The sequence below is a fragment of the Roseivivax sp. CAU 1753 genome, from assembly GCF_054482575.1.
Window position 1 is genome coordinate 74,018 of the sequence record NZ_JBTLRF010000007.1, and the last position, 25,346, is coordinate 99,363.

The following is a 25,346-nucleotide window of genomic DNA, read 5'->3' on the forward strand; positions in this document are numbered from 1 at the left end:
TCCATGACCGACAGCAGCATCCCGTCCCCCGATCCGGTTCCCGTCGAGGACAGCAAGCCGTCGCTTGCGGACCGCATTTCCTTTGTCTGGCTGATCCCGATCATCGCGCTTCTGGTAGCGCTCGGCGCGGCCTGGAACAGCTTCAACGAACAGGGTCCGCTGATCGAGATCACCTTTGACAACGCCGCCGGCGTCAAGGCCGACGAGACGGTGCTGCGCTACCGCGACATCCGGGTCGGTCTGGTCGAAGAGGTGAGCTTTACCGACAACCTGGCGCAGGTCCGCGTCAGCGTGCGGATCGACAAGGCGCTGGCCGACTATGTCGACGACGAAGCCAGTTTCTGGGTGGTGCGACCCGAGGTCAGCGCGCAGGGTGTCTCGGGGCTCGATACGGTGCTGTCCGGGGTCTATATCCAGGGTGTCTGGGACGGCACGCCGGGCGGCTTCATGCCCGAATTCGAGGGGCTGTCCTCGGCGCCGCTGCTGGGGGCCGACCAACAGGGCATCGAATTCACCATCCGCTCGCCCGAGGGGCTGCCCGGGGCCAATACCCCCATCGTCTACAAGGGCGTGCAGGTCGGCCAGGTCGCCGCCGGAGAGATCAACCGGGACGGCACCGAGGTGCGGACCCGCGCGGTCATCTTCGCGCCCTATACCGATCTTGTCACCACCGGCACGCGGTTCTGGGACGTGTCGGGCTTCTCGTTCTCGCTGGGGGCGTCGGGGGCGCGGCTCAATTTCGACAGCTTCGCATCGCTGATCACCGGCGGCATCACCTTCGAGACGATGGGCTCGGGCGGCACGCAACTGGCCGAGGATGCCGTGTTCGAACTGTTCGGCAGCGAGGAGGCCGCGCGCGACGACTTCCTTGTGGAGGGCGATGGCGAAAGCGTCACCATGACGATGATCTTCGAGCAGAACCTGGCGGGTCTTGCCGCCGGTGCGCCGGTGGAACTGGGCGGACTGCGCGTCGGCGAGGTGGCATCGCTGACCGGCGTCGTCAACCCCGAGCGCTTTGGCGACGACAATGTGCGCCTGCTGACCACGTTGCGGATCAACCCGGGGCGGATCGGGCTGGGCGAAGGGGCCGATGGCGACGACCTTCTCGACTTCCTCGAGCGGCGCGTCGCGGATGGCCTGCGCGGGCGGCTGACCAACGCGTCGCTGCTGACCGGCGGGTTGAAGATCTCGCTCGTGGATCTGGACGACGTCGCGCCCGCGACGCTGATCCGCGATGCCGATCCCTATCCGATCCTGCCCACCGCCGACGCCGACATCACCGATGTGGCCACCTCGGCGCAGGGCGTGCTGCAACGGGTCAACGACCTGCCCATCGAAGAGGTCATGCAGTCGGCGATCGGGTTCCTCGACAATGCCACCGCGCTGATCGGAAGCCAGGCCTTGCAGGACGCGCCCGAAGAGCTGCGCGGCATCCTTGCCGCGGTGCGCGGCGTTACCGAAAGCGACGAGACCCAGGGCATTCCGGCGCAGGTGTCGGACATGCTGTCGGGGCTTCAGGAAATCTCGGGGTCGCTGAACAACATCCTGGCAGAGCTGGAACGCCAGGGCCTGACCGATACGCTGGTCGGCGCGGTCGACCGGGTCGGCGAAGTGGCCGACGGTCTGCCCGGCCTGCTGGCGCGGGTCGATACCATTCTGGCCGAGGCGCAGGAGGTGCCGCTGACCGAACTTTCCGCGGATATCTCGGACATTCTGGCCTCTGCGGAAACGCTGATCGCCAGCCCGGCGGTACAGGCGATACCGGACAACGTGACCGCCGCGCTGGACGAGTTGCAAAGCATCCTGACGTCGCTGCGCACCGTGGCCGAAAGCGAAGACACCCAAGGGCTGCCGAACCAGGTCTCGGTGGTGATGGCCGATCTGCAGGAAATCTCGGGGTCGCTGACCACGATCCTGGCCGAGATCGAGCGGCAGGACGTAACCACGCAACTGACCCGCGCCATCGCCAGTGTCGAAGAGGCGGCGCAAGGCCTGCCCGCGCTGGTCGAACAGGCCGACGCGATCCTGCGCGATGTCGGCGAGGTGTCGCTTGAAACACTGGCCGCGCGCACCACGGACCTTCTGACCTCGGCGGATGCGCTGATCGATCAGGCCTCGACCCGCGCGCTGCCGGAAGAGCTGAACGGCGCCTTGAACCAGCTCAGCCTGATGTTGTCGGAGCTGCGCGAAGGCGGTCTGGTGGACAGCACCAACGCGACGCTGGCCTCGGCCCGGGATGCGGCCTCGGCCATCGAGGAGGCGACGCAACTTCTGCCGGGTATCGCGGCGCAACTGCGGGTCGTGGCCAATCAGGCCGGGGCGACCCTTGGTGCCTACGGGCGCGACTCGCAATTCTCGCGCGAGACGCAAGGGGCGATCCGCCAGATCGAGGCCGCAGCCTCGGCCATCGAGCGGCTGGCCCGCACCATCGAACGCAATCCGAATTCGCTCATTCTGGGACGGTAAGACATATGTTGATGATCAAGACGGGCAGGATTGCTGCCTTTGGAGTGGTGGCCCTCTTGGCAGCCTGCAGCGGCGAGGCGCGCTTCGCGTCCCCGGTGGTGCTGCCCGAGGCACGGGTGTCGTCCAGCTTCCCGAGCCTGGAAGTGTCCGAAGTGACGCTGCCGACCTACGCCGCCTCGGAAGACATCTACGTGCGCGGCGCGGACGGAGCCATCTCGCCCGCGGGGCCGCTCTGGGCCGATATTCCGGCCCGCGCGATCACCCTGGAACTGGCGCGCGATCTGGGCACCATCACCGGCGTCACGGTCGCGCCCGAGCCGTGGCCGTTCCGCCCCTTCCCCGCCGCCACGGTCGATGTGCGGATCGAAGAGATGCTGGCCACTGCCGAAGGCGTCTTCCGTCTTTCGGGCCAGTATTTCATCGCGCCCGAAGCCGGGGGCCGCGCCGCTTCCGGGCAGTTCTCGATCGAAGAGCCGATCCTGGGCGAGGACCTTTCCGCCACCGCGATTGCCGCCGCACGGGGCCGGGCCGTGGCGCGGCTGGCCGAACTGATCGCCCGCGAAGGGCTCTGAAACATTCGTCTCTGGGGCTTCACGTTCCCGTAGGTGGAATGGACGGCTTGGCGGGCAGGGTGCATTCATGGGCGCACTTGCCCTGTCCAACGGTGCTGCACCCATGTTCGACGCCCGTATCCGGCCCCTGATCGACCCGCCGCTTGACGCGGCAGGGCGGTCGCTTGCGGGCGTGGGCGTGACGGCCAATGCGGTGACGCTGGCGGGGCTGGTCCTGGGGCTGGTCGCGGCGGCGATGATCGCCCTGGGCGCGGTCGGGTGGGCGCTGCTGCCGCTTCTGGCCTCGCGCCTTGCGGACGGTCTGGACGGGGCGGTGGCGCGGGCCAGTCACACCACCGACTTCGGCGGCTACCTCGATATTGCCAGCGACTTTCTGTTCTACGGCGCGGTGCCGCTGGCCTTCGTGGCGCTGGATCCGGCGGCGAACGGGCTGGCGGGGGCCTTCCTGCTGGCGGCCTTCTATTTCAACGGCACCAGCTTCCTGGGCTTCGCCATCCTTGCCGAGAAGCGCGCCATGGCGACCTCGGCGCAGGGAACGAAGTCGCTTTATTTCTCGAACGGATTGCTGGAGGGGACGGAAACCATCGTCTTTTTCGTGATCCTGTGCCTGTTTGAAACCCATTTCGCGCCGCTTGCGTGGATATTCGGCACGTTGTGCTACCTGACGGCTGTACTGCGGCTCTGGGCCGCGCGCCGCGTTTTCACCGACCCCAAGGAGACCCAATGACGCATCCGATCAAAGCGCTGCCGCTGGTGGCCGCCATGGGCCTGGCCCTGCCCGCCTTCGCCCAGACCGACCCCGCCGACTGGGGCGCGGTGACCGATGCCGCCGAAGGCCAGACGGTCTATTGGCACGCCTGGGGCGGATCAACCGCGACCAACGATTTCATCGCTTGGATCGGCGACAAGGTGGCCGAGGACCATGGCGTCACGCTGGAGCATGTGAAGCTGTCCGATACCGGCGACGCGGTGACGCGGGTGCTGACCGAAAAGCAGGCGGGCGCGGATGCCGACGGCGCGGTCGATCTGATCTGGATCAACGGGCCGAATTTTGCCGCCATGAAGGACGCCGGGCTGCTGTTCGGCCCCTTCGCCGAGGCGCTGCCGAACTGGCAATTCGTCGATGTGGACGGCAAGACCGTGCGCACCGACTTCACCGTGCCGACCGACGGCTACGAAGCCCCCTGGGCGATGGCGCAGGTGGTGTTCATGTATGACAGCGCCGACCTTGAAGCCCCCCTGCCCTCGTCCGAGGCGATCCTGGAATGGGCCATCGCGAACCCCGGGCGCTTCACCTATCCGCAGCCGCCCGACTTTCTGGGCACGACCTTTCTGAAACAGACGCTGATCGAGTTGACCGACGACAACGCGATCCTGGCGCGCCCCGAAGCTGAGGCGGATTTTCAGGCGGTGACGGCGCCGCTCTGGGACTACCTCGATGCGCTGACGCCGGTGCTGTGGCGGCAGGGTCAGGCTTATCCGGCGACCGGCCCCGCGCAGTTGCAACTGATGGCCGACGGAGAGATCGACCTTGCGATTTCGTTCTCGCCCGGAGAGGCCTCGGCGGCGATTGCCAACAACCAGTTGCAGCCCAGCGTGCGGACCTTCGTGCTGGAAGCGGGCACGCTGGGCAATGCGAGCTTCGTGGCAATCCCCTACAATTCCGGGTCCAAGGAGGGCGCGATGGTGGTCGCCAACGCGCTGATGTCGCCCGAGGCGCAGCTGCGCGCGCAGGACCCCGACGTTCTGGGCTATGGCACGGTGCTGTCGATGGACGCCCTGCCCGAGGCCGACCGCGCGGCCTTTGCCGCGCTCGATCAGGGTGTTGCCACCCTGTCACCCGCAGAGCTGGGCCCGGTCCAGCCCGAACCGCATCCCAGCTGGATGGTGCGGATCGGTCAGGAGTGGATCGAGCGCTACGGCGTCGTGCAGTAAGCCTTGCTGCCACAGGTGACGCACAGGTGACGCCCCGCCCTGCCCTTCCCGCCCGTGCAGGCCCGGTCGCGGTGCTGCCGGTGATCACCATGCTGGTGATGCTGGGGCCGGTGGCGGCGGGGCTGGCGGGCACCCTGGCGCCGGCGTTCGGCTATCTGCCCGCGGCGGGGCTGCGCGACTGGTCGCTGGACGCCTTCCGGTCCCTCCTCGACTGGCCCGGCCTGCCCGCGGCGATGCGGCTGTCGGTGGTTTCGGGTCTGCTGGCGACGGTGCTGGCGCTTGGCGGGGTGGTGTTGCTGTTCGCGGGCTGGTCCGGAACGCGGGCGTTCCGCGCGCTCGAGCGGCTGCTGTCGCCGCTGCTGTCGGTGCCGCACGCGGCGATGGCGTTCGGGCTGGCGTTCCTGATCGCGCCGTCGGGCTGGGTGGCCCGCGCGCTGTCGCCCTGGCTGACCGGATGGGACCGGCCGCCGGACCTGCTGATCGTGCAGGATGGCTGGGGGCTGGCGATGGTGGCGGGACTGGTCGCCAAGGAGATGCCGTTCCTGCTGCTGATGGGGCTGGCGGCGATGGGACAGGCCGATGCAACGCGGCGGATGCGGGTGGCGCAGGCGGCGGGTTATGGCCGGGTGATCGGCTGGCTGAAGGCGGTGTTCCCGGCGATCTACGCGCAGATCCGGCTGCCGGTCTATGTGGTGCTGGCCTATTCGATGTCGGTGGTGGATGTGGCGCTGATCCTTGGCCCGTCGACGCCGCCGCCGCTGTCCGTGCAGGTGGTGCGCTGGATGGCCGATCCGGACCTTGCCATGCGGTTGACGGCCTCGGCCGCGGCGCTGCTGCAACTGGCGCTGGTGGTGGGTGCGCTGGCGGTCTGGCGCGCGGGCGAATGGGTGGTGGCGCGGCTGGGCCGCGCCTGGATCGCGCGCGGGGCGCGCGGCGTGGGCTGGGACCGGCTTCTCCGCCCGCTGGGCGTCGTCGCCGCAACCTTTTCCACCGCCGCGGTGCTGGGCGGGATCCTCTGCCTTGGGGTGTGGTCCCTGGCCGGGTTCTGGGGCTTTCCGGACCCGCTGCCGCAAAGCTTCGATCTGCGCAGCTGGGCGCGGCACGGGCCGCAGGCGCTTGAGACGACGGTGGTCACGGCGCTGGTGGCACTGGTGGCCACCGCCCTGGCGCTGATCCTTGTCATAGGCTGCCTCGAGGCCGAGTACCGGCGCGGGCGGGCGCTGTCGCAGGCGGGGCTGTGGCTGGTCTATCTGCCGCTGGTGGTGCCGCAGATCGCCTTTCTGCCGGGCTTGCAGACGCTGTTCCTGATGGGCGGGTTCCATGCCGGGCTGGGGCCGGTGATCGCGGCGCATCTGGTTTTCGTACTGCCATATGTCTTTCTGTCGCTGGGCGATCCCTGGCGCGCCTGGGAGGCCCGGCAGGGTATCGTCGCGCGCGCGCTCGGGGCACAGCCCGCGGGCGTGCTGTGGCGGGTGCGGCTGCCGATGCTGACGCGGCCAATCCTGACCGCCGCCGCCGTCGGCATCGCGGTCAGCGTCGGGCAATACCTGCCGACGCTGCTGGTCGGTGGCGGGCGCGTGGCGACCCTGACCACCGAGGCGGTGGCACTTGCCTCGGGCGGCGACCGGCGGGCGATCGGCGTCTACGGTGTCACCCAGACGCTGGCGGTGATGGTGCCTTTCGCGGCAGCGCTGCTGATCCCGGCGCTGCTCTGGCGCAACCGGCGGGGGATGCATGGCTGAGGGGCTGACACTGGAGCAGGTGGCGATCTTTCGCGGCACGGCGCCGCTGGTGGCGCTCGACACCCATGTGGCGCCCGGCGAGGTGCTGAGCGTGATGGGGCCCTCGGGCGTCGGCAAGTCGACGCTTCTGTCGCTGATCACCGGCACGCTGCTGCCGGCCTTCCGCTTTTCGGGCCGGGTGCTGCTGGACGGCCACGACATCACCGGACTGCGCCCCGAAGCCCGCCGCATCGGCATCCTGTTCCAGGACGACCTGCTGTTTCCGCACCTGTCGGTCGGGGCCAATCTGGCTTTCGGGCTGAGCCCCGGGGGCGGACGCCGGGCGCGCGCCGAAAAGATCGCCGCGGCACTGGACGAGATCGGGCTTGCGGGATTTGCGGAGCGGGACCCCGCGACCCTGTCGGGCGGGCAGAAGGCCCGGGTGGCGCTGTCGCGGATGCTGCTGTCAGAGCCGCGCGCGCTGTTGCTGGACGAGGCGTTTTCGGGGCTCGATGCGGACCGGCGGGCGCAGATGCGCGCCCTCGTCTTTGACCGCGCGCAAAGCCGCGGCCTGCCGGTGCTGATGGTGACCCATGACCGCGAGGATGCGGAGGCGGCGGGCGGGCCGATTGTGACGCTGGGCGGTTGATGGGGGTGCCGCGCTGCTCTAGCGTCGCGTGACACCGCGCAGAAAGCCCGCCCGATGATCCGCAACATTGCCATCCTGCTGGTCTTCCAGCTTGGCGGAGAGACCCTGTCACGCCTGCTGGACTGGCCGGTGCCGGGGCCGGTCGTGGGTTTTGGCGCGCTGTTTGTGACCTTCGTGCTGTATCCGCCGCTGGCCGAGGCGATGCGGGCCACGACCGCCGGGCTGCTGGCGCATCTGTCGCTGCTGTTCGTGCCCGCCGGGGTCGGCATCACGGCGCATCTGGGCACCTTCGCGGAGCATGGCGCGGCTTTGGTCCTGGCGCTGGTCGGCTCGACGGTGCTGGCGATCCTGGCCGCCGTGGGCACCTTCGTGCTGATGACGAAACTGACCGGGGTGCCGATGGATGACTGACGGTTTCCGGCTCTGGTCCTATCTTGCCGAAGAGCCGCTGCTTTGGCTGGCGGTCACGCTTGCGGCCTATGTCATCGCCGACCGCATCGCCGAGGCGCTGCACCGGCATCCGGTGGCCAACCCGGTGCTGCTGGCGATCCTGCTGATTGCCGGGATCCTGACGGTCAGCCGCACGCCCTTCGCCACGTATTTCGAAGGCGCGCAATTCGTGCATTTCATGCTGGGTCCGGCCACCGTGGCGCTGGCGCTGCCGCTTTACGACAACCTCGCGCGGGTGAGGCGCACGCTGCTGCCGATGCTTGCGGCGCTGGTCGCGGGCTCGCTGACGGCGATCCTGTCGGCCCTGGGCATCGCCTGGGCCATGGGGATGCGGGGCGAGGCGCTGCTGTCGCTGGCCCCGAAATCGGCGACCGCGCCCGTCGCGCTTGGCGTGTCCGAGGCTATCGGCGGCGAGCCGACGCTGACGGCAGTTCTGGTGATCCTGACCGGCATCACCGGTGCGATTGTCGCCACGCCGCTGCTGAACGCGCTGCGCGTTACCGACTGGCGCGCGCGGGGCTTTGCGGTGGGGCTGGCGGCGCACGGGATCGGCACCGCGCATGCGTTCCGGGTCAATTCGACCGCGGGGGCGTTTTCCGGTATCGGCATGGGGCTGAACGCGATCCTGACGGCGCTGCTGGCGCCGGTGGTGGTGCATCTGCTGTTCTGAGCCCGCGCCCTGCCCCGCGCCTGCCTGCCCCATGCTACTTGATGGTGATCTCGACCCGCTGCGTGTCGCCGGTCGAGCCGGGCACCTTCAACTCGTAGATCCCCGGCTTGATGGCGACGAACTCGATCTCCATCTCGCCCGCCTCGTCGAACTCGACCGACTCGAGACCGAAGGGGCGCACTTCGAGGCCATTGATCACCACCTCGTTGACCCAGATCGCGCGGAAGAAACCCGGCCCGGTCAGCGCCAGTTCGGCAGAGCCGTCGGAGGTGATCTCAAGCTCGTAGACCTTGCCCGATTCAAGCGTGATCGGCGCTTCGGCGATGGGTTCGCCCGCCGACAGCGTCAGCCCCGGCATGTCGCCGGAATTGCCGTTCGAGAGAATGCCCGCGAAGCCGTAGTCGTGGGCCGTGACCGGTGCCGCGAAACAGGCCGCGCAGAGGGCAAGGTGGATGGCTTTCATGGTTTGACTCCTTGTGATGCGACGGGAAACGGGGCCAGGGTCGCGGGGGTGCCGCGCAGGCTGAGGATGCGGGTGGCCAGCCTGCGCGCCTCGGTGTCGGAATGGGTCACGAACAGCGTCGCGGGGCGGGTCTCGGCGATGAGCGTTTCGGTCAGCGCCAGCATCGTCTCGGCGGTGGCGGGGTCGAGCGACACGAACGGCTCGTCGAGGATCAGAAGATCGGGCTTGCCGACAAAGGCGCGGGCCAGGGCCAGGCGGCGCTGTTGGCCAAGCGACAGTTGGCCGGGAAAATCGCGGGCCTTGCCGCCCAGACCGACCTTGCCCAGCATCGCGCGCGCATCCGGGTCGGACAGGCCCCGGTGCACGAGTGTCAGGTTCTGCAACACGCTGCGCCAGGGCAGCAGGGTCGGTTCCTGGAAGACCATGGCGATCCGGTCGGGCGTGGTGACGGTGCCGTCGAAATCCGCATCGATGCCCGCGACGATGCGCAGAAGCGTCGACTTGCCGACGCCCGAGGGGCCGGTGATGGCGACGGTTTCGCCCTCGGCGATGTCGAAGGCGACCGGCCCCAGCACGGGCAAGGCACCGAAGCGCTTGCCGGTGATGCGGATGCGGATCACGCCGACCGCCAGCGCCGCACGCGCCGTTCCCAGGGTTGCAGCAGCGCCCATTCGACCACCAGCATCACGACGATGAAGGACAGCGCGTAGACCAGCACCATACCCACGTCGAACAGCTGGAAATAGAGGTGGATCTGGAAGCCGACGCCCGAGGACCGGCCGAGGAACTCGACCACCAGCACGATCTTCCAGATCACGGCGATGCCCGACCGCGCCGCCGCCGCGATGAAGGGGGCAAGCTGCGGCAGGGTCACATGGCGCAGACGGTCGATCCACGACATCCGGTAGACCCGGGCCATGGCGTCATGTTCGCGCGAGGTGGCGCGCGCGCCTTCGCGGATCACGGTGGTGACGTTGGGCACCTTGTTGAGCACGACGGCCAGGATCGCGGCGGTCTCGTTCAGGCCGATCCAGAGATAGCAAAGCACGATCAGCACCAGCGCGGGCAGGTTCAGGAACACCACCAGCCACGGATCGAGCCAGCGGTTCAACCGTTCGGACCGGCCCATCGCAAGGCCCAGCACCAGCCCCAGACCCATCGCCAGCGCGAAGGCCCAGACCACGCGGATCAGGGTCTGCGACAGGTGATAAAGCAGTTCGCCCGAGGCCAGTTCGGCCCGCAACGGCGCGATCAGCGCATAGGGCTGCGGCAGGACCGAGGCATCGGCGGTCAGCGCCGCCGCCCCGATCCAGAGCCCCAGAAGCCCGAGAAGCGACAGCGCCGTGACAAGGCGCTGATCGGTCCCCGGACGCGCGGTCATTCGACCTCGGCGAAAAGGCCCGCGGGCAGCGTTGTGGCCTTGCCCACCAGCTCGGCGCCGCCCAGATCGTTCATCAGCGCCAGAAACGCGCCAGCGCCATCAAGGTCGATGGGGCCGCGCGCGGGCGTCCCGGCCAGCCAGTCGGCCCTCAGCTGTTCGAACTGCGCATCGGTCGCGGCGTTCATGCGCGGGCGGATCGCATCCCAGGCGGCGGGTTCGCTGGCCAACAGATCCTTGGCGTCGCGCGAGGCGTCATAGAAGGCCTGCGCGATACCGGGATGCTGCGCCACGAAACTGTCCTTGAAATAATAGCCCAGGAGCGGCGTTTCCGTGTTCAGCCCAAGCGCCGTCGCCGCCGTCTCGACCGAGATCAGCTCGCGCATGCCGGCGGCCTTCATCTTGGCCAGAAAGTGCCAGAAGTTGATCGCCCCGGCCAGATCGCCGCCCAACCCGGATTTGAAGATCAGCGGCGGCGCGCCATAGACCTGCTCGGTCTCGGCCTTGAGGTCGAGCCCGTATTCCTGCTGCGCATAGGCCCGCAGGATCAGCCACGACTTGTCGAGCGGTCCGCCCGCGATGCCGATCTTGCCACCGGCCAGATCCTTCAGCGTCTCGGCGTTGCTGCCCTCGGGCACCACCAGGCTGCCGACCGCCTTGGAATAGGGCACGAAGACGTAGTCCTTGCCCCCTGCCCGCTGCCGCGCGACCCAGATCCAGTCGGCCACGGCCATGTCGGCCTCGTCGCCCTCGACCGCAACGCGGGTCGCGCCGTTGTCGGCGAAGGGCAGGATTTCAAGCTTGAAGCCGTGCTTTTCATCAAGCCCGTTCTCGACGATGGTCGCGAGTTCCCAGTTGACGGTGCCGATCTTGAGTACGGCACCGCGCACGACCGGCAGATCCTGCGCGAGGGCCGCGCCTGCCATCAGCGTGGCGGCAACAAGCGCCCCCAGACGGGTCAGTGTATGTTTCATCGATTCCTCCCTTGGCCGGACAACGCCGGATTGCGACCAGAGTGACAGATGCCAACCGTTGGGAAACCGCGACTTTTGGGGGGGAGGCACAAAAACGCCCGGCCCGCACGAGGGCGGCCGGGCGGTGATGCGATCGGCGGGGCCGGTCTCAGTCGTCGTCGGCTTCGGACCCGTCGGCGTTGAAGGTCGCGAGATAGGCGATCACGTCGTTACGCTCGTCTTCCTTGCGCAGACCGGCAAAAGACATCTTGTTGCCCTTGGCCCATTCGCGCGGGTTTTCGAGAAACGCCGACAGGGTTTCGGGCGTCCAGATGACACCTTCGGCGGCCTTTTCCATCAGCGCATCGGAATACTTGAAGTCTGCGTCCGCGGCGACCGCGCGACCGACAATGCCGTTCTGCTGCGGACCGACGCGGTTCTTCGCCCCTTCGCCGACCATGTGGCAGGCCTTGCACTTGCGATAGACCTTTTCGCCCGCTTCGGCATCGCCGACGATCTCGAATCCCATTTCACCGTCGGCGGAAGCATGGCTTTCGGCCATCGCGAAGCTTGCGGGAAGCGCCAGGAGGCAGGTGGCTGCGAGAAGTTTCTTGAGCATGGTTCGCCTTTCTTGTGGTTTGATCCGTTGGATATCGCTGCAAAGCGTATCGCACACGGCATACACGCTGCAAAATGCGCCGGTTGCCCGGTCTTCGCAAGCGACTCTTGGGTCATGGAAGCACGACCTAGCGCACAGGCCGCGCAAGGCTAAGGGTTTTATTGTCGCATTTCGCGCGCGGGTCACTTGCGCGCGTAGACGTCCTCGTAACGGATAATGTCGTCTTCGCCCAGATACGCACCGGTCTGCACCTCGATCAGGATCATGTCGAACTTGCCGGGGTTTTCCATCCGGTGCGTTTCGCCCAGGGGGATATAGACGGACTGGTTTTCGGTCACCAGCACGACCTCGTCGCCGATGGTCACCCGCGCGGTGCCCTGCACCACGATCCAGTGTTCGGACCGGTGGTGATGCGATTGCAGGCTGAGCGCCGCGCCCGGATGCACCACGATGCGCTTGACCTGAAAGCGCGTGCCGGTGGCCAAGCTTTCGAACCAGCCCCAGGGACGGTGATCGCGGGGAAATTCGGTGGCCTGATGCGCCTTTTTCGCCTTGAGCGCGGCGACCGCTTCTTTCACGCGCTGCGCCTCGGATTTGCGACCGACAAGCACGGCATCCTGGGTGGCTACGGCGATGATGTCGTCAAGGCCGATCCCCACAACCTCGATCGCGTCGCTGTCAGAGCGCAAGAGCGTATCGGTGCAGTCGATGGCGGTGGCATTGGCCGAGGTGACATTGCCGGCGGCGTCCGGCCCGCCCTCTTTCCAGACCGCGTCCCAGCCCCCCAGATCGGACCATTTGCCGCAATAGGGCATGACCGACAGCGCGTCGGACTTCTCCATGATGGCGTAATCGACGGAAATGTCGGCCACGCCCTGCCAGGGTTCCGGAGCCAGCCGGGTAAAGGCGAGGTCGCGTTCAGAGCCCGCTACCGCCGCGCGCACAGGCGCGACCAGATCGGGGGCATGGGCCTTGTAGGCAGCGATCACCGCATCGGCACGAAACAGGAAGATGCCCGCGTTCCACAGATAGTTGCCCGAGGCCAGCATCGCCGCGGCGCGGGCGCGATCGGGCTTTTCGACGAACCGTTGCAGGGGCAGCACCGCCCCTGCCCCGGGATCGGCGCCCGCGGCAAGTTCAAGATAGCCATAGCCCGTTTCGGCCCGGTCCGGCGAGATCCCGAAGGTGACAAGCTGGCCCGCCTGGGCTGCGGGCACGGCGGCCATGACCGTGTCGCAAAAGGCTGCGGGGTCCGCGATGGCATGATCGGACGGCGCCACCAGCATCAGCGCGCCGGGATCTTCCGCCGCCAGCATGAGAGCCGCCGCAAGGATCGCGGGCGCGGTGTTGCGGCCCTCGGGCTCGATCACGATGGCGCGCGCCTGCATCTCGAGCGCGGCAAGCTGTTCGGTCACGATGAAACGGAAGGGATCGCCGGTCAGAATGACGGGCGGCGCAAAATCCGGCCCCGAAAAGCGCCGCGCCGACGCCTGAAACAGGCTCTCTTTCCCCATCAGGGGCGAAAACTGCTTGGGATAGGCCTGCCGCGACGTGGGCCAGAGACGGGTGCCGGAGCCACCGGCAAGAAGGACGGGAATGATCTGCATCGACTACCTAACCTCGGCCCGGTTCCCGGACGTAACCTCGTTGGCGCCAGAGATGCCCCGGGGAGACGGCAATATTAAGGAAAATTGCTGACGTTTGCTGGATTCGCCAGATCGTCCTGATCGCAGGCAGGCTGGCAAAGACCGGATCCATCGTCACCAGCGTCAGGTTGCGCAGCGCGGCGGTGGCGGCCAGTATCCGGTCGAAGGGGGCGCGATGCGGCCAGTCCATGCTGCCCGCGCGCAGGCAGATATCGGCGGTCAGGGGGGCCTCGGCGGTGCCGTCGCGCCCGATCCGCGCGGGCATCGCATCCAGCAGATGCGCGGCCTCGGGCCATTTGCCGATGCGCACCTTCCGGGCGGTTTCATAAACGCTGATCGCGCTGACCAGGATCGCGTCGGCGTCCGACAGGATCTCAACGCCCGGGGCGGGTTTCGTCGACGGCCCCGTCGAAGGAACCGGGCACCATGTCTTCCCAAAAGCGGACGATGGCGGCGCGATTTGCGGCACTATCCCAGCCCGTTTTGCCGAAATCCGCCCGCATGGCCGCATCCTTGAGCCCGGCGAGAAAGAGCCGTTTGTCCGCATCGCGCTGGGTCGGGCTGCGTTCGGCAACCAGCGCGCGAATGCGGTCGAGTTGCCGCGATCTGAGCGCGCGCAGATCGTCGAGCGACTCGATCCCGGCGGCGGCGGCCGGATCGGGCGCTGTTTCGGCGGGTTTGTAGTCGTCGCGGATGGCGGCGGTCAGGTAGCGCACCGGGCTTTCGATACCGTCGCGCCCGGCAAGGTAGTCAAGCTTTTCGGTCACGTAGTCTTCGCCGTGCTGCGCGATCCATTGCCGCGCGAGGCGGTCACTGACCCCGACCTGCACCAGCCTGCCATAGGTCGCCCCCTGCCGCACGCCCTCGCCGTCGTCGATGTTCAGAAGCCCGAGCTGGGGGTTTTCCCTGATCCGGAAGCGCAGCTCGACCACCTGGCGGCCCATCTTGCGAAATTCCGGCTCCAGCAAGATGTTCGAGGTCTTGTTGACCTCGGCCACGGCGGGCTTGATGACCTTGGCGTTGAGATGCTTGAAACTGTCGTAATAGGCCGACCCATCGACCCCCATCAGGCGGCGAAAGAGATCGAGCGGCCACCACCCGGTGGACCCGGTGCGCACGAAACGATAGCAGTTTTCATAGAGCGCCAGCGCGTGCCCGCTGGTGAACCGCCGCTGGATGTTCAGGTTGATCAGCGCGAAGACCTTGGGATCATGCAACTTCTCGGCCAATGCGGGGGAATAGGCGTATTCGCAGATCCCCGCCTTCAGCTTGGCATAGGACAAAAGCGACGAGACCCCCCATTCCTGCCGCCCCTCGGCATCGAGCATGTCCCATTCGGCGGTGGTCTCGGCCAGGCTGCGCAGCGACTGCTTGAGCGTGTCCATGTCGTTGGAATTGTACCCCACCATCAGGCACAAGGTGCGCGCGTCGATCTGGTGCTTGGGCCGGGAGATCAGCGTGTCATAGGCATTGAGCAGCAGCACATTGGACAATTTGCGCTGTAACAGGGTCAATTTTCCCGAGACATGGATCGCGGCCACGTTCTTCTTGACCGAGGGCCGACGCAGCGAACCGGTCAGCTTGCCCTTGGGGATGCCATCGGCAAGGTTGGGTCTGGTGGTGTGGTCCTGCATGGCCTGCCCGCCTGTTGGTTCCGGTTCCGATTGCGCCCGTTTTCGAGTCGCGTTCTGCCTCACGGGTAGAATGCCCCAAAAGGTCCCCGCGCACAATTCCGCTTTGGGTACCTCGATCAGGGCGCTTTTCCGCAGGGTCGCGATCCTGCAAACGGGTTCCTAAGGGCAGGTTATCGCGCAGCACGCCTTCGCAAGGGGACCCGTTTGCGGGATGTGGCATCGCGCGTTTCGACCCTAACGTGCGGTTTCGCGCGCTTCCCGAGTCCGGGACCCACAAAACCCGCGAATCGGCACCGCTTTGCCCGTAGGCAGGCACCCGACATCCCGTGAACGGGTACCCATCGCCCCGTAACCGGCGACCTGAAGTTAGGCACGCCCTTGATATATATTGATTTTTCTACGTCAAAGTCTTGAAAGATCTACAAAGAATCTGAACTCTATAAGGGCCTGTCCGGTTGTTCTTTTCTCGATTTTTCCTTGGAAGGCTACGAGATTCACAACTGGCAGCAAATCGCATCGGGCGCGTTTCAATGATTCACCTTTGCCACAGGATGTGCGATGATTTGCGCGATAACGTCGAAAACAGGCGACATCCAAGAGGCAATCGAGCATGGCAAAAAAGCCGGAGGTCCCCCTCCCCCCATATTTCAATCTGGATCCGAAAACCGCCGCAGGCAAGCTTGGCGACCCGGTCGATACCGCGCGATTCGCAAAAGCCGCCGCCTTCGCGGGGCGCGGACGCGATGATCTGGCCAAGCGCGGCTATGCCCCGGACGGGCGCAAACGGCTGCGCAAGTTCTCCATGTGGGAGATCTGCCGCTATCTGATCCCGGTCGCCCCCGCGCATCTGCGCCGTGTTCTGAACAAGCACACGGACCTGCCGCAAGGCGAGGGTCAGGGCAACGCCAAGTGGTTCACGCTGGAAGACGTGCTGCGGATTCGAGACTATTTCGCCGAAGAAGGCGTCAGCACAAAGGAATACCGTCCTTATCGGCCCGAAGGTCTGCCCGCCAAGATCGTCGCGGTGGCAAACTTCAAGGGCGGCGTCGGCAAGACCTCGACGGCGGCGCATCTGGCGATGTCGGCGGCGCTCGATGGCTACAAGGTGCTGGTGATCGATCTGGACAGCCAGGGCTCGATGACGTCGATCCTGGGCGGGCAGGTCGCGGATGAGTGGAAGACCGTGTTTCCGCTGTTGGCGCGGGATTATGCAGCCCATCTGCAAGCCGAGAACCGGGTCAGGGAAGCCGCGGGCGACCCCCCTGCCCCGCTGGACGAAACCTTGACCGAGGCGCTGTCGATCAGCTTCGACGATGTGGTCCAGAAAACCCACTGGCCCAATATCGACCTGATCGGGGCGCAGCTGAACCTCTACTGGGCGGAATTCCAGATCCCGGTCTGGCGGATGCAGCTCAGGAACTGGCCGCTTTGGGATGCGCTGACCGCATCGCTGGACCAAAGCGGCGCTCTGGACAACTACGACATCATCCTGCTCGATACGCCCCCTGCCCTCGGGTACCTGACGATCAATGCGCTGGCGGCGGCGGATATCATCCTCGTGCCGCTCGGGGCGTCTTTCCTTGAGTTCGATTCCACCGGACGCTTCTTTGACATGCTCTATTCCACCTTCGCGTCTATTGAAGAGGGTGAAAACACCGCCCGGGCGCGCGCCGGTCTGCCCGAGATGCGCTTTGAATGGGACGTGGTGCGCGCCGTGATCACGCGGTTCGACGCCAGCCAGCAGACCGATCTGGCCAACGTCATCCAGGCCTATTTCGGCGACATGATGAATGCGTATCGACAGGAATATACCGCCATGGTCGGCCAGGCAGGAGAAACAGTGTCTGGCATTTATGAGGCCGATTACCGAAATTTTAACCGAGAAACCTATACTCGGGGCCGTGAAGCCTTTGATCGGACCTATGCGGAGTTCAAGGAACTTCTGATCGGGGCGTGGTGGCGCGACGCGCAGATGCAGAATGAGGAGGCCGGACATGGCGAAACGCAGACAGCTTGAGATGCCCACTGCGGACGCGCTGAAAGCGCTTGAGGAAGGTTTCGCACGCGAAACCCCGCGCAACGGGATGCGCCCGCCGATCGCGGACGTGGTGGCGGATGCGGCGCGGTTGTCCACCCCTCTGCCCCACACAGAGCGCGCCGAGATCGCGCGGGATCGCAGCGATGCCGAGGCGTTGCGCGCGGCGCGGCAGAAAGGATTGGTGGCGATCGAGATTCCGCTGGCCGAGATCGCGGTTGAAGCATTGTCGCGGGATCGCATGGATGTGGAGGACGAGGAGCTACAGGAACTGGTCCGGTCCATCGACGCGCACGGGCTGCGACTGCCGATCGAAGTGTTTTCGCGCGAGGATGGCAGCTATGCCCTTATCTCGGGATTTCGGCGGCTCGCGGCCTATCGGCAACTCAACGCGAGTTACGGAGCGACGCATTTCGCCACCATCCCGGCCTTTGTGCGGGCGCCAAAATCGTCGGTCGAGGCGATACAGGCGATGATCGAAGAGAACGAGATCAGAGTCGGTATCAGCCAATACGAGCGCGGACGCGTGGCCGCCATGGCGGTGCACGGGGGTGTCTTCAGCAGCCTGGAGACAGCGGTTGGTGCGCTGTATCAGTCCGCCTCGAAGGCGAAGCGCTCGAAAATCCGGTCTTTTGCGTTGATCCATGAGGAACTGGGGGACATGCTGCATTTCCCCAAGGCGTTGAGCGAGCGGCAATGCCTGCGCCTTGCGAACGCGCTGCGCACAGGGTTCTGTGACGCCATTCGGGCCGAGTTAGAGACGCTTGTGGTCGAAGATGCGGACAGCGAATGGCAGGCCATGCTGCCCTATGTCGAGCAGGCGGAAACTGGCGAGAAACAGGTATCTCGGGGCGGGCGGCCGAAGTCGGAAAGCGCGGCACCGGACCCGGGGCGCGAGATTGGGCGGGGTGTGCAGATGAAAGTCAGCAAAAAGTCCGACGGGGTCACGATATCCCTGTCAGGCAGCGCGCTGAGCGGCGAAGATATCGACACTATACTTGCCCAAATCGAAGCTCATTTCCAAACGCACTGAATTTCCCTCCTGAACGGCACCGAAGGGGTTTCGCATGCGAAACCCCTTTTTGCGTGCAACGCGCGCAGTCTTTGCATCCGGTTAAAGGCTTTGGGGAAGGGTCGGCCTGACCTTGTTCAGGAGAGACCCGATGCCGATTTACGATCCGTTTAAAGGCCAGTCCGCTGGTTTCGATTCCCCCGCGTCCAACGCGTTTGTCATCGTGCCAAACGATACTGCGGACCTCGCCACGTTGCCGCGTGGTCTGCTTCTTGGCCAGGGTGGCGATCTGGCTGTCACGTTCCAGGGCGGCGAGACTGTGGTGCTGCGCAACCTGTCCGAGGGGATTGTCTATCCGTTCCGTGTGCGGGCCATCGCTGCGACGGGGACCACCGCCACCGACATTATCGGACTGTACTGATGTTGAGCATGGGCACGGGGCTGGCACGCCATGTACGGACGGCGACGCGACACGCGCCCCCGGTTGGGTTCGTCGCAGGTTCGGTGCTGTCCGCTTTGACGCCGCAGCTCAATCGTGGCCGGGTAACCACGGGGATCGATCCGCGATCCCTGGTGGATGCCGCGATCTGGAGCGGGCCTGCCTTTCACGTGGACGGCGATGCGGGGGATGATGGCAATGGCGGGCTCGGCAGCTTTGACGGGGATTTCGCTGATCCTGTGCGAAGCATCTACCGCGCCTTCGAACTTGGGAATGCCACGGGGGCCGCATACCGGGTGGTGGTGAAGGCGGGCAACTACGAGGAATCCGCGTTCACAAAGAATGGCCAGCGAGAGCCTTCGCAACCGGTCGCGATATTGGGGTGGGGAGGTGCTGTACACTTCCGGACCGGCCCGCATGCGGTGTCATGGAGCGACGCGGGCGGCACCTATACGACGCCGGTGTCGGTGGTGCGCCGGGTGTTCCGGCAGGACATTGCGACCGAGGCAGGGCTTGCGGTCGAATTGGTGAAGGTTGCCGACCCCGGCCTGTGCGCGGCCACGCCGGATTCCTGGTGCGACGCGTCGGGACTGGTGCATGTCAACATCGGCCAGGTACCGGGCGCGGAAGACATCATCCTCTTGCGCAGCTTTCACGGGGCGCGTTTTCTGACCCATGCGCATGATCTCTACCTCGAGGATATCCACTGTGAAGGGGGCATCACCGGGACGCTGCATTGCGATGCGGCAGCGGCGCGCAGCATCGTCGGCGTCAGGTGCAGCTTTCGCTACGCGGCCCCGTCAAACCCGGCAGCGCCCTATGACGCGGTGCGAATCCGACGCACGTCGGGACTTTGCGCGTTCTTCGATTGCGACGCATCCGGTGGGGCCAAGGATGGCTGGTCCTTTCACGAGGACGGGAACCCGGGCCTGGAGGTCTTGCTGCAGAACTGCCGGGGTGTCGGCAACGGGGCAGGGGATGCAACCTCGTGCAACGGATTCACCACGCATGATGCCGTCGTTGCGGCGGTGCTCGGCGGTACCTTCGGCTATTCGCGCAACGGCACCGAGGTGCATTGCATCCAGAACACCCGGACCTGGTGCCTCGGCACAACTGCCATTGCCCGCGACGGGGATGGCAGCTCGATCGCGTTCAAATGCTCGAACGCGGCGACCATGTGGCTGGAAAAGACCCGCGCCGATGCGGTGGGGGCGGGAAGCGCCTTTGGCATCGAGGCCAATGGCGGAACCGTGTTGACCCGGGGCCATCAGGCACGGGCGGGCAGCGTCGCGACCTCGAATGGCGGGACGGTATCGCCGTTCTGAACCAGCGCGCGCGCAAGCTCGGCCCAGTCGGGTAGACGTTCGGGCTTGCGCGTCCAGGTTTCGCATCGAAACGCGGCGTCCGGCTGCCCGTAGCCGATCAGAGCGGGCACGGAAGGGTGGCAGAGGCGGTCCGGACCCAGCACCGGCAGGCCGTAATGGCGATATAGCTGGATGCGGTTCGAATGGGCACGCTGGTACTCGACACCGGGCATGTCGCGATAGGCGGCGAGGCCCACATCGGCATGGGCGATGTAGCCCAGCATCTGCGCATAGGGCCGTTCGCCGTGCAATACGACGTTGGGGGGCAGGGCTTCGGGCCGGTCGCGCAGGTGCCCGACAATGTGGCACCGCCAGGTCGGGTGGCCCTGCGCCCAATCCATCAGCCATGGCAGGTCCATGTGGCTAGTCCCGGCGCAGATCGCCTCGATCGGATGGCGGGGTTCAAATGGGTCAGCAATGCTGCCTTTGTGCGGCAGGGCCCCTCGCGGCACGCCCATCGCGTCCAGCGTCACATTGGGATGGGAAAAGCGCCGCGCCAAGTACGGGCTGGCGGTGCTGACGCGGTCGCAGAGGCGGGCGAGGGCCTGTTCGTTCCGCTGCAGCCACGCGGGCAGACGCAGCGCGCGCAGATCGTCATTCACCCGGTAGATCATCTCGGTCCCGGGGGCCAGGCGACGCACCAGCCCGACGAGGGCCAGAGGCGCGCCGGATTCGACGACGACGATATCGGCGCGCGACAGAGCATCGGCAAGCACAGGTACCCATTTACGGGACGAAATCCGCCACAACCGCCCCAGCGCCGCATCCAGCATGGCGGACCCGCTGCGCATCGGGTGCAGCGCCTGCCAGACAAACAGATGGTCAAGCCCGGGCCGCACCATGCGCCGCCCGGTATGGGCCGGAACCGGACGCCCGCGCAGCTGCGACAGGCGCGACAGACCCACGGTGGCGAAATCGACGTGCCAACCATCGGCGACCAGCGCATCGGCGATCCAGTGGAAACTGGCGCGCTTGGGCGATTGCGGCAGATGGGTCGACAACAAAAGCGCGTGTCTCATGGAGTGACATTCCTTGATCGGGCGGTGAAGAGGGCCAGGCCCGCCAGGTAGATCGCGCTGCCAAGGGCGATCTGCAGCACCAGTGCGATGCCGGCGGGCAGGGCCAGATCGAAGCTCAGAAGACCGCCCGTCATGGCCAGGCCGGACAAGGCCGGGGCGATGGGCAGCGCAACCCGGTGCAGCGCCAGAACGCGCGATGCCATCCAGAGCAGCAACAGCGCCGCCAGCGCGCTCGACAGGGACAGCGCCATGGTGGCGATCTGCGGCGTCGCATCGCGGCACAGCCAGAGCGCAGCCCCGGTCAGGGCCAGCATGACAAGCATCCGCAGGATCAGCACGTGCGTCGCCCCGCGTGCCGCAAGACCCTGCGCAAGCGGCATGGACAGCGCGCCCAGTAGGCCCAGCGGGGCCAGCGCGCGCAACAGCGGGGTGACCGCCGGGGCGGCGCCGGGGCCGAGGGCAACATGCGCGATCTCGGGGGCCGCGACGTAGAGGCCGGGCCAGGCCCAGAAAGCGACCATCGCGGCGCGATGCAGCGTCGCCGACAGCGCATCGGGGGTGGACCGCAGGATCGGCATCGCCTGGAACCGCAACGGGGCAAGGGTCAGCGCTTCGGTCAGGTGCAGCAGGCGCACCGCCATCTGGAACGCCCCGGCAGCGGCCAGCCCGAAGAACGCGCCGAAGCACAGCTGTGCCAGCGGGAAGACCCCCGACCCAAGCGCATCGCGGGCGGCGATCTGCAGCGGTTGGCGCAGCAGCGGGCGCAGCATGGCGCGCGCGGGCCACAACGGGCGCAGGGGTGTGGACAGCACCGCAAGCGCGGAGGTGGCCGCGGTGGCGACCAGCGCGAAGACGGCCAGCGCTTCGGGGCCCGCGCCGCGCCACAGGGCGATGCCAGCCACCAGCGCGGCCAGGCTCTGTGCGGTCAGGGTGCGCAGGGCCAGCGTCCGCAGTCGGAACGCCTTGCGCAACCGGCCTTCGGGGATGGCACCGGCCGCCGCCAGCAGCGGCAGGGGCGACATCAGCGCCAGCAGCGGCAGGTCGGACAGCACCGCGCCCAGCAGGACGCAGGCCGACAGCACCAGACCCGCCGCCAGGCTCAGCGACATCAGCGCGGCCAGGCGGCGGGGTCTGTCGGGGTGCAGGATGACCGCCTCTGAAAATCCTACGCGCAGGGCGTTCTGCAGCAGGCGCACGGGGGCAAAGAGCATGGCGAAGAAGCCGATATCCGCCAGGCTCAGAACCCGTGCCGCGGCCAAAAAGACCAGCGCCGACAGGCCCATGCGCGACCATTGCAGCAGGGCGGTCCAGCCGGTGGCGCTCATGTCCGGCTTGCGGCGCGGCGGCGCTCGGGTGCGACGTCGAGGGCAGCCAGCACCGGGCGTTCGATGGTGGCAAAGACGATCCAGCCGACCAAGACCGACGCCGCCATCACGATGCCGCAGAACAGCACGGCGGCGATGGGTGTGGCGGGCAGGACCGGCAGCAGGACCAGCGTCATCGCCCGCAGGGTAAAGCGGTGCGACAGGTAAAGCGCATAGCTGGCGTCGCCGATCCGTTGCAGGGGCCAGCGGATGTCCGGCGCGAACAGGCTGGCCGCCGCGACGATCAGCATGGCAGGCAGGCCCGCCGCGACAAAACGGGGCAGGGGGGTGGCATCGAGCCCGACCAGCGCCACGATCCCCGCAAGCGCACAGATCAGGGCCAGCCGCGCATCCGGGGCACGCCGATGCCAAAGCCGCGCGAGGATCATGCCAAAGGCGAACTCCAGAAAGATCGGGTTCGTCGAAAACCGCCACAGCGCCGACATCGGGGCCGGAATCCCGATCTCGAAGACGCCCGCAGGGCCGATGAGAGCCCCCAGCAGCGCCGCCGCCGCGAATATCGCGCACAGGGTCCGGACGGGCCTGCGCAGCATCAGCGCGCCGCTGAGCACCGCGTAGAACGCCATTTCGTAATTCAGCGTCCAGCCCAGCGACAGCACCGGCGCGATCCGCCCGTCATACCGCTCGACCGGAAAGAACAGGTAGGAGGCCACGATCTGCCCGGGCTCCAGCGCGGTATCCTTGGCGGCCCCGGGGGCGGCCAGCAGGGTCAGCACCATCAGCGTCGTGAACAGGTAGTAAAGCGGCGCCACCCGCAGGAACCGCCGGGCCAGAAACGCACCGGACCCGGCCTGCCAGCGATCCGCGGACCGGATCACGATGAAACCCGAGATCACGAAGAACAGATCGACGCCCCGGGTCCAGGGAATGGCATCGCCGGGCAGGTCGATGGCGAAGTAATGCTCGGCCTCGGCGATCACGTGCCCGGTCAGCACCATCAGCGCCGCCATGGCGCGGGCAGTCTGCAATCCGGCAAGCTTAGTCATCGGCAGCCCCCCGCGTCATCGGGGCGGCACGGCGCCGGGGGGCGCGACAGACCCACAGGACGCAAAGCGCGCCGAAGATCAGGTTCTGGTGCAGGATGTAGTTGCCATGCGGCGCGAACAGCAGCGCGGCCCCGATCTGCGCATAGAGCACCGACCAGACCAGCCGCTCGCGTGCACGGTGGAAGGCGACGCGGGCCAGAAACACCGCCAGACCCACGAACAAGACGCCACCCACCGGGCCAAAATCAACGTAAGGCCCTGAAAATAGGGAAAACTCACCGCCGCCGCGCGCCTCTTCAAGGGCCTGGACCAGGCGCGGGAAGGTCTGGTCGTAGACCCCGTCGAGACCCATCAGGATCAACGGCCCGCGAAACGTCACGCCGCCAAGCGCGTGCGGGATATCGACCTCGAACGGGGCAAAGCTGTTCCACAGGTCGTTGACGAAATAGAAGGCGAACTTCTGGCTGGCGATCTTCAGGGCGGGATCGGAAATGGTCGGGTTGGTCAGCGCCTCGCGCAGGCCCCAGACCGCCCCGAACAGCACCATCACCACGGGCAGAAGCGCCAGTCCCCGCAGCCGACCCCGGGCCAGGCTGAAGGCCAGCCAGGCCGAGATCAGGAATTGCATCAGCAGGATGCGCTGGCTCAGCACGACCGGCAGGCACAGCAGAAAGACCGCGCACAGCAGTAGCACCCGGCGCGCCCGCCTGCGCCCCTGTCGCGACAACGCGCCGCTGGCCAGAAGCCCGGTGGCAAGGCAGGCCAGCGCGGGCAGGGCCCCGTAGAACAGCCGCATGCCGGGAAACAGCGTGTTGCCCAGCAGCACCGCCCGCAGGACCGCCGGTTCCTCGATGGCAAGGTGCAGGAAGTGGCCCGGACCACCCGCCTTGGGCACCGACAGCGTGATCCAGAGCGCTGTGACCGACACGAATACACCGGTCAGCCGACAGGCCTGCCGCGCGGCCCGGTCGGCATCGACCCCGACCCGGAAGGCGCGCGGCGCGCCCAGGCACAGCTGCGCCCCCATGCTGCCCACGAGCGCCGCCAGCATCGCCACCACAAGCCACATACCGCCCAGCAGCCCGAAGCGATCCGCGTCGATACCGGACCGTGCCATGAACAACGGCAACAGGTCGAACGTGTCGGGCAGGGCCAGCGCGCTCCAGGCGATGCCGACGGCGATCAGCCATGTCAGCGACAGCAGCGACATCGGGGACAGCAGGCGGATCATGCGGCGGCCTGCATTGCAAAGGCGGTCTCGTAGAGTTCCAGATCGGGGGCGGTGACCGCTTCGATGCGTCGGCGCAGGGCCGGGGCGATGGTCACCGGATGCGGCGCGCGATTGCGGTGAAGACGGGGCAGGGGGCTTTGCACCAGGCGCGACAGATCCCGCCCGAAGGCAGGCGCATCCTCCAGCCTGCCCACCAGATCGAGCGCCGCCAGCGCCCGCCGTGCCATGGCGATCTGCGGTGCCGGGTCCTTGCCCGGAGAGGCCCAGTCGCCCGAGAAGTAGAACAGCATCTGCGCGCCGATCCGTGCGCCCGCGGGGCTGTCGCAGAACGCCTCGAGGGTGGCGGGGCGCGCCGGGTCGGGATGGCGGCGCTGCAGGTACTGGTAGTGCGAGACGAAGCGAATCACCGGATCGCGCAGAAGCGTCACCCAGAGGTATCGCGCGCCGATGCCTGCGTGCAGGTCCGGCGCATAGGGCACATGGGCCGCAACCACCTGCTTGCCGCGCTGAAGGGCGCATTCCAGCTGTCTGCGCCGCTGCGCGTGATCGGCCCGGATCAGCGCATCGCCGGTCAGACCGGGGGCGCGTTCCAGCGCCGCGCGCCTGGATTTTTCCAGGTCGATCGTCGCCTGTGAATAGAACGCCCGCAGACGCAGCGCCGTGCCGAAGCTGGTACCGCCGCATTTCGGCACATGGATGTAGACGGTTGGACGCATGGC

Annotated in this window: 25 protein-coding genes; 12 read left to right on the forward strand and 13 right to left on the reverse strand. The window is 66.9% G+C overall.

What is annotated here, in order from left to right:
- Positions 1-3 precede the first annotated feature (3 nt).
- The 8 genes from ACXYMN_RS15010 to ACXYMN_RS15045 all read left to right on the forward strand — a co-directional run bounded on the left by ACXYMN_RS15010 (position 4) and on the right by ACXYMN_RS15045 (position 8,463).
- Entirely contained in the window at positions 4-2,466 is a 2,463-nt protein-coding gene (locus tag ACXYMN_RS15010; protein ID WP_459014537.1) for an MlaD family protein, read from the forward strand.
- 5 nt (positions 2,467-2,471) lie between these two features.
- On the forward strand, positions 2,472-3,038 hold the full coding sequence (locus ACXYMN_RS15015; protein WP_459014538.1) for a PqiC family protein: 567 nt from the start codon (positions 2,472-2,474) through the stop codon (positions 3,036-3,038).
- Positions 3,039-3,141: 103 nt separating this feature from the next.
- Positions 3,142-3,765, forward strand: a complete 624-nt coding sequence (locus ACXYMN_RS15020) for a CDP-alcohol phosphatidyltransferase family protein (protein WP_459014614.1) — start codon at positions 3,142-3,144, stop codon at positions 3,763-3,765.
- Entirely contained in the window at positions 3,762-4,973 is a 1,212-nt protein-coding gene (locus tag ACXYMN_RS15025; RefSeq protein ID WP_459014539.1) for an ABC transporter substrate-binding protein, read from the forward strand. The genes ACXYMN_RS15020 and ACXYMN_RS15025 overlap by 4 nt, the downstream gene beginning before the upstream one ends.
- An 89-nt stretch (positions 4,974-5,062) precedes the next feature.
- The gene (locus tag ACXYMN_RS15030) at positions 5,063-6,715 is read left to right on the forward strand and encodes an ABC transporter permease (RefSeq protein WP_459014615.1); all 1,653 of its coding nucleotides are present in this window, start codon (positions 5,063-5,065) and stop codon (positions 6,713-6,715) included.
- Entirely contained in the window at positions 6,708-7,343 is a 636-nt protein-coding gene (locus ACXYMN_RS15035) for an ATP-binding cassette domain-containing protein (RefSeq protein ID WP_459014540.1), read from the forward strand. The genes ACXYMN_RS15030 and ACXYMN_RS15035 overlap by 8 nt, the downstream gene beginning before the upstream one ends.
- A gap of 54 nt (positions 7,344-7,397) precedes the next feature.
- A complete protein-coding gene (locus ACXYMN_RS15040; protein WP_459014541.1) occupies positions 7,398-7,754 on the forward strand; it encodes a CidA/LrgA family protein in 357 nt (118 codons plus the stop codon).
- Positions 7,747-8,463, forward strand: coding sequence for an LrgB family protein (locus ACXYMN_RS15045; RefSeq protein WP_459014542.1), 717 nt, complete (start codon positions 7,747-7,749; stop codon positions 8,461-8,463). Before ACXYMN_RS15040 ends, ACXYMN_RS15045 begins: the two co-directional genes overlap by 8 nt.
- Before the next feature lie 34 nt (positions 8,464-8,497).
- Here the strand turns inward: ACXYMN_RS15045 and ACXYMN_RS15050 are convergent, their stop codons facing one another.
- The 8 genes from ACXYMN_RS15050 to ACXYMN_RS15085 form a co-directional block, all read right to left on the reverse strand.
- Positions 8,498-8,926 (reverse strand): cupredoxin domain-containing protein, encoded by a 429-nt coding sequence (locus ACXYMN_RS15050; RefSeq protein WP_459014543.1) that lies wholly within the window; start codon positions 8,924-8,926, stop codon positions 8,498-8,500.
- On the reverse strand, positions 8,923-9,597 hold the full coding sequence (locus ACXYMN_RS15055) for an ABC transporter ATP-binding protein (protein WP_459014544.1): 675 nt from the start codon (positions 9,595-9,597) through the stop codon (positions 8,923-8,925). The genes ACXYMN_RS15050 and ACXYMN_RS15055 overlap by 4 nt, the downstream gene beginning before the upstream one ends.
- Positions 9,543-10,307: an ABC transporter permease gene (locus ACXYMN_RS15060; protein ID WP_459014545.1), complete on the reverse strand. Its 765-nt coding sequence runs from the start codon at positions 10,305-10,307 to the stop codon at positions 9,543-9,545. The genes ACXYMN_RS15055 and ACXYMN_RS15060 overlap by 55 nt, the downstream gene beginning before the upstream one ends.
- Complete coding sequence (locus ACXYMN_RS15065) at positions 10,304-11,278, reverse strand: ABC transporter substrate-binding protein (protein WP_459014546.1); 975 nt, start codon at positions 11,276-11,278, stop codon at positions 10,304-10,306. Before ACXYMN_RS15065 ends, ACXYMN_RS15060 begins: the two co-directional genes overlap by 4 nt.
- A 148-nt stretch (positions 11,279-11,426) precedes the next feature.
- Positions 11,427-11,876 carry a c-type cytochrome gene (locus ACXYMN_RS15070; RefSeq protein WP_459014547.1) on the reverse strand — a complete coding sequence of 150 codons (450 nt, stop codon included), beginning with the start codon at positions 11,874-11,876 and terminating at the stop codon, positions 11,427-11,429.
- A 182-nt stretch (positions 11,877-12,058) separates the two neighbouring features.
- Positions 12,059-13,483 (reverse strand): mannose-1-phosphate guanylyltransferase/mannose-6-phosphate isomerase, encoded by a 1,425-nt coding sequence (locus tag ACXYMN_RS15075; protein WP_459014548.1) that lies wholly within the window; start codon positions 13,481-13,483, stop codon positions 12,059-12,061.
- Between the two features lie 7 nt (positions 13,484-13,490).
- Complete coding sequence (locus ACXYMN_RS15080; RefSeq protein WP_459014549.1) at positions 13,491-13,991, reverse strand: type II toxin-antitoxin system VapC family toxin; 501 nt, start codon at positions 13,989-13,991, stop codon at positions 13,491-13,493.
- Complete coding sequence (locus tag ACXYMN_RS15085) at positions 13,897-15,156, reverse strand: replication initiation protein (protein ID WP_459014550.1); 1,260 nt, start codon at positions 15,154-15,156, stop codon at positions 13,897-13,899. Before ACXYMN_RS15085 ends, ACXYMN_RS15080 begins: the two co-directional genes overlap by 95 nt.
- Positions 15,157-15,766: 610 nt before the next feature.
- On the opposite strand from ACXYMN_RS15085, the gene ACXYMN_RS15090 reads away from it, so the two are divergent.
- The 4 genes from ACXYMN_RS15090 to ACXYMN_RS15105 all read left to right on the forward strand — a co-directional run bounded on the left by ACXYMN_RS15090 (position 15,767) and on the right by ACXYMN_RS15105 (position 19,967).
- A complete protein-coding gene (locus ACXYMN_RS15090; RefSeq protein WP_459014551.1) occupies positions 15,767-17,173 on the forward strand; it encodes an AAA family ATPase in 1,407 nt (468 codons plus the stop codon).
- 67 nt (positions 17,174-17,240) lie between these two features.
- Positions 17,241-18,224 (forward strand): ParB/RepB/Spo0J family partition protein, encoded by a 984-nt coding sequence (locus tag ACXYMN_RS15095; RefSeq protein ID WP_459014552.1) that lies wholly within the window; start codon positions 17,241-17,243, stop codon positions 18,222-18,224.
- Positions 18,225-18,354: 130 nt separating this feature from the next.
- Complete coding sequence (locus ACXYMN_RS15100; protein WP_459014553.1) at positions 18,355-18,624, forward strand: spike base protein, RCAP_Rcc01079 family; 270 nt, start codon at positions 18,355-18,357, stop codon at positions 18,622-18,624.
- On the forward strand, positions 18,624-19,967 hold the full coding sequence (locus tag ACXYMN_RS15105) for a hypothetical protein (protein WP_459014554.1): 1,344 nt from the start codon (positions 18,624-18,626) through the stop codon (positions 19,965-19,967). The genes ACXYMN_RS15100 and ACXYMN_RS15105 overlap by 1 nt, the downstream gene beginning before the upstream one ends.
- On the opposite strand, the gene ACXYMN_RS15110 is transcribed toward ACXYMN_RS15105, so the two are convergent.
- From ACXYMN_RS15110 to ACXYMN_RS15130, 5 genes are read right to left on the reverse strand one after another with little or no spacing between them, the layout of a single operon-like run.
- Positions 19,910-21,025, reverse strand: coding sequence for a GumK N-terminal domain-containing glycosyltransferase (locus ACXYMN_RS15110; RefSeq protein ID WP_459014555.1), 1,116 nt, complete (start codon positions 21,023-21,025; stop codon positions 19,910-19,912). The genes ACXYMN_RS15105 and ACXYMN_RS15110 overlap by 58 nt on opposite strands.
- Positions 21,022-22,350: an oligosaccharide flippase family protein gene (locus ACXYMN_RS15115; RefSeq protein WP_459014556.1), complete on the reverse strand. Its 1,329-nt coding sequence runs from the start codon at positions 22,348-22,350 to the stop codon at positions 21,022-21,024. Before ACXYMN_RS15115 ends, ACXYMN_RS15110 begins: the two co-directional genes overlap by 4 nt.
- Positions 22,347-23,396, reverse strand: coding sequence for an acyltransferase family protein (locus ACXYMN_RS15120; protein WP_459014557.1), 1,050 nt, complete (start codon positions 23,394-23,396; stop codon positions 22,347-22,349). The genes ACXYMN_RS15115 and ACXYMN_RS15120 overlap by 4 nt, the downstream gene beginning before the upstream one ends.
- On the reverse strand, positions 23,389-24,627 hold the full coding sequence (locus tag ACXYMN_RS15125; RefSeq protein WP_459014558.1) for an O-antigen polymerase: 1,239 nt from the start codon (positions 24,625-24,627) through the stop codon (positions 23,389-23,391). The genes ACXYMN_RS15120 and ACXYMN_RS15125 overlap by 8 nt, the downstream gene beginning before the upstream one ends.
- Positions 24,624-25,343 carry a sulfotransferase family 2 domain-containing protein gene (locus ACXYMN_RS15130; protein ID WP_459014559.1) on the reverse strand — a complete coding sequence of 240 codons (720 nt, stop codon included), beginning with the start codon at positions 25,341-25,343 and terminating at the stop codon, positions 24,624-24,626. Before ACXYMN_RS15130 ends, ACXYMN_RS15125 begins: the two co-directional genes overlap by 4 nt.
- Positions 25,344-25,346 lie beyond the last annotated feature (3 nt).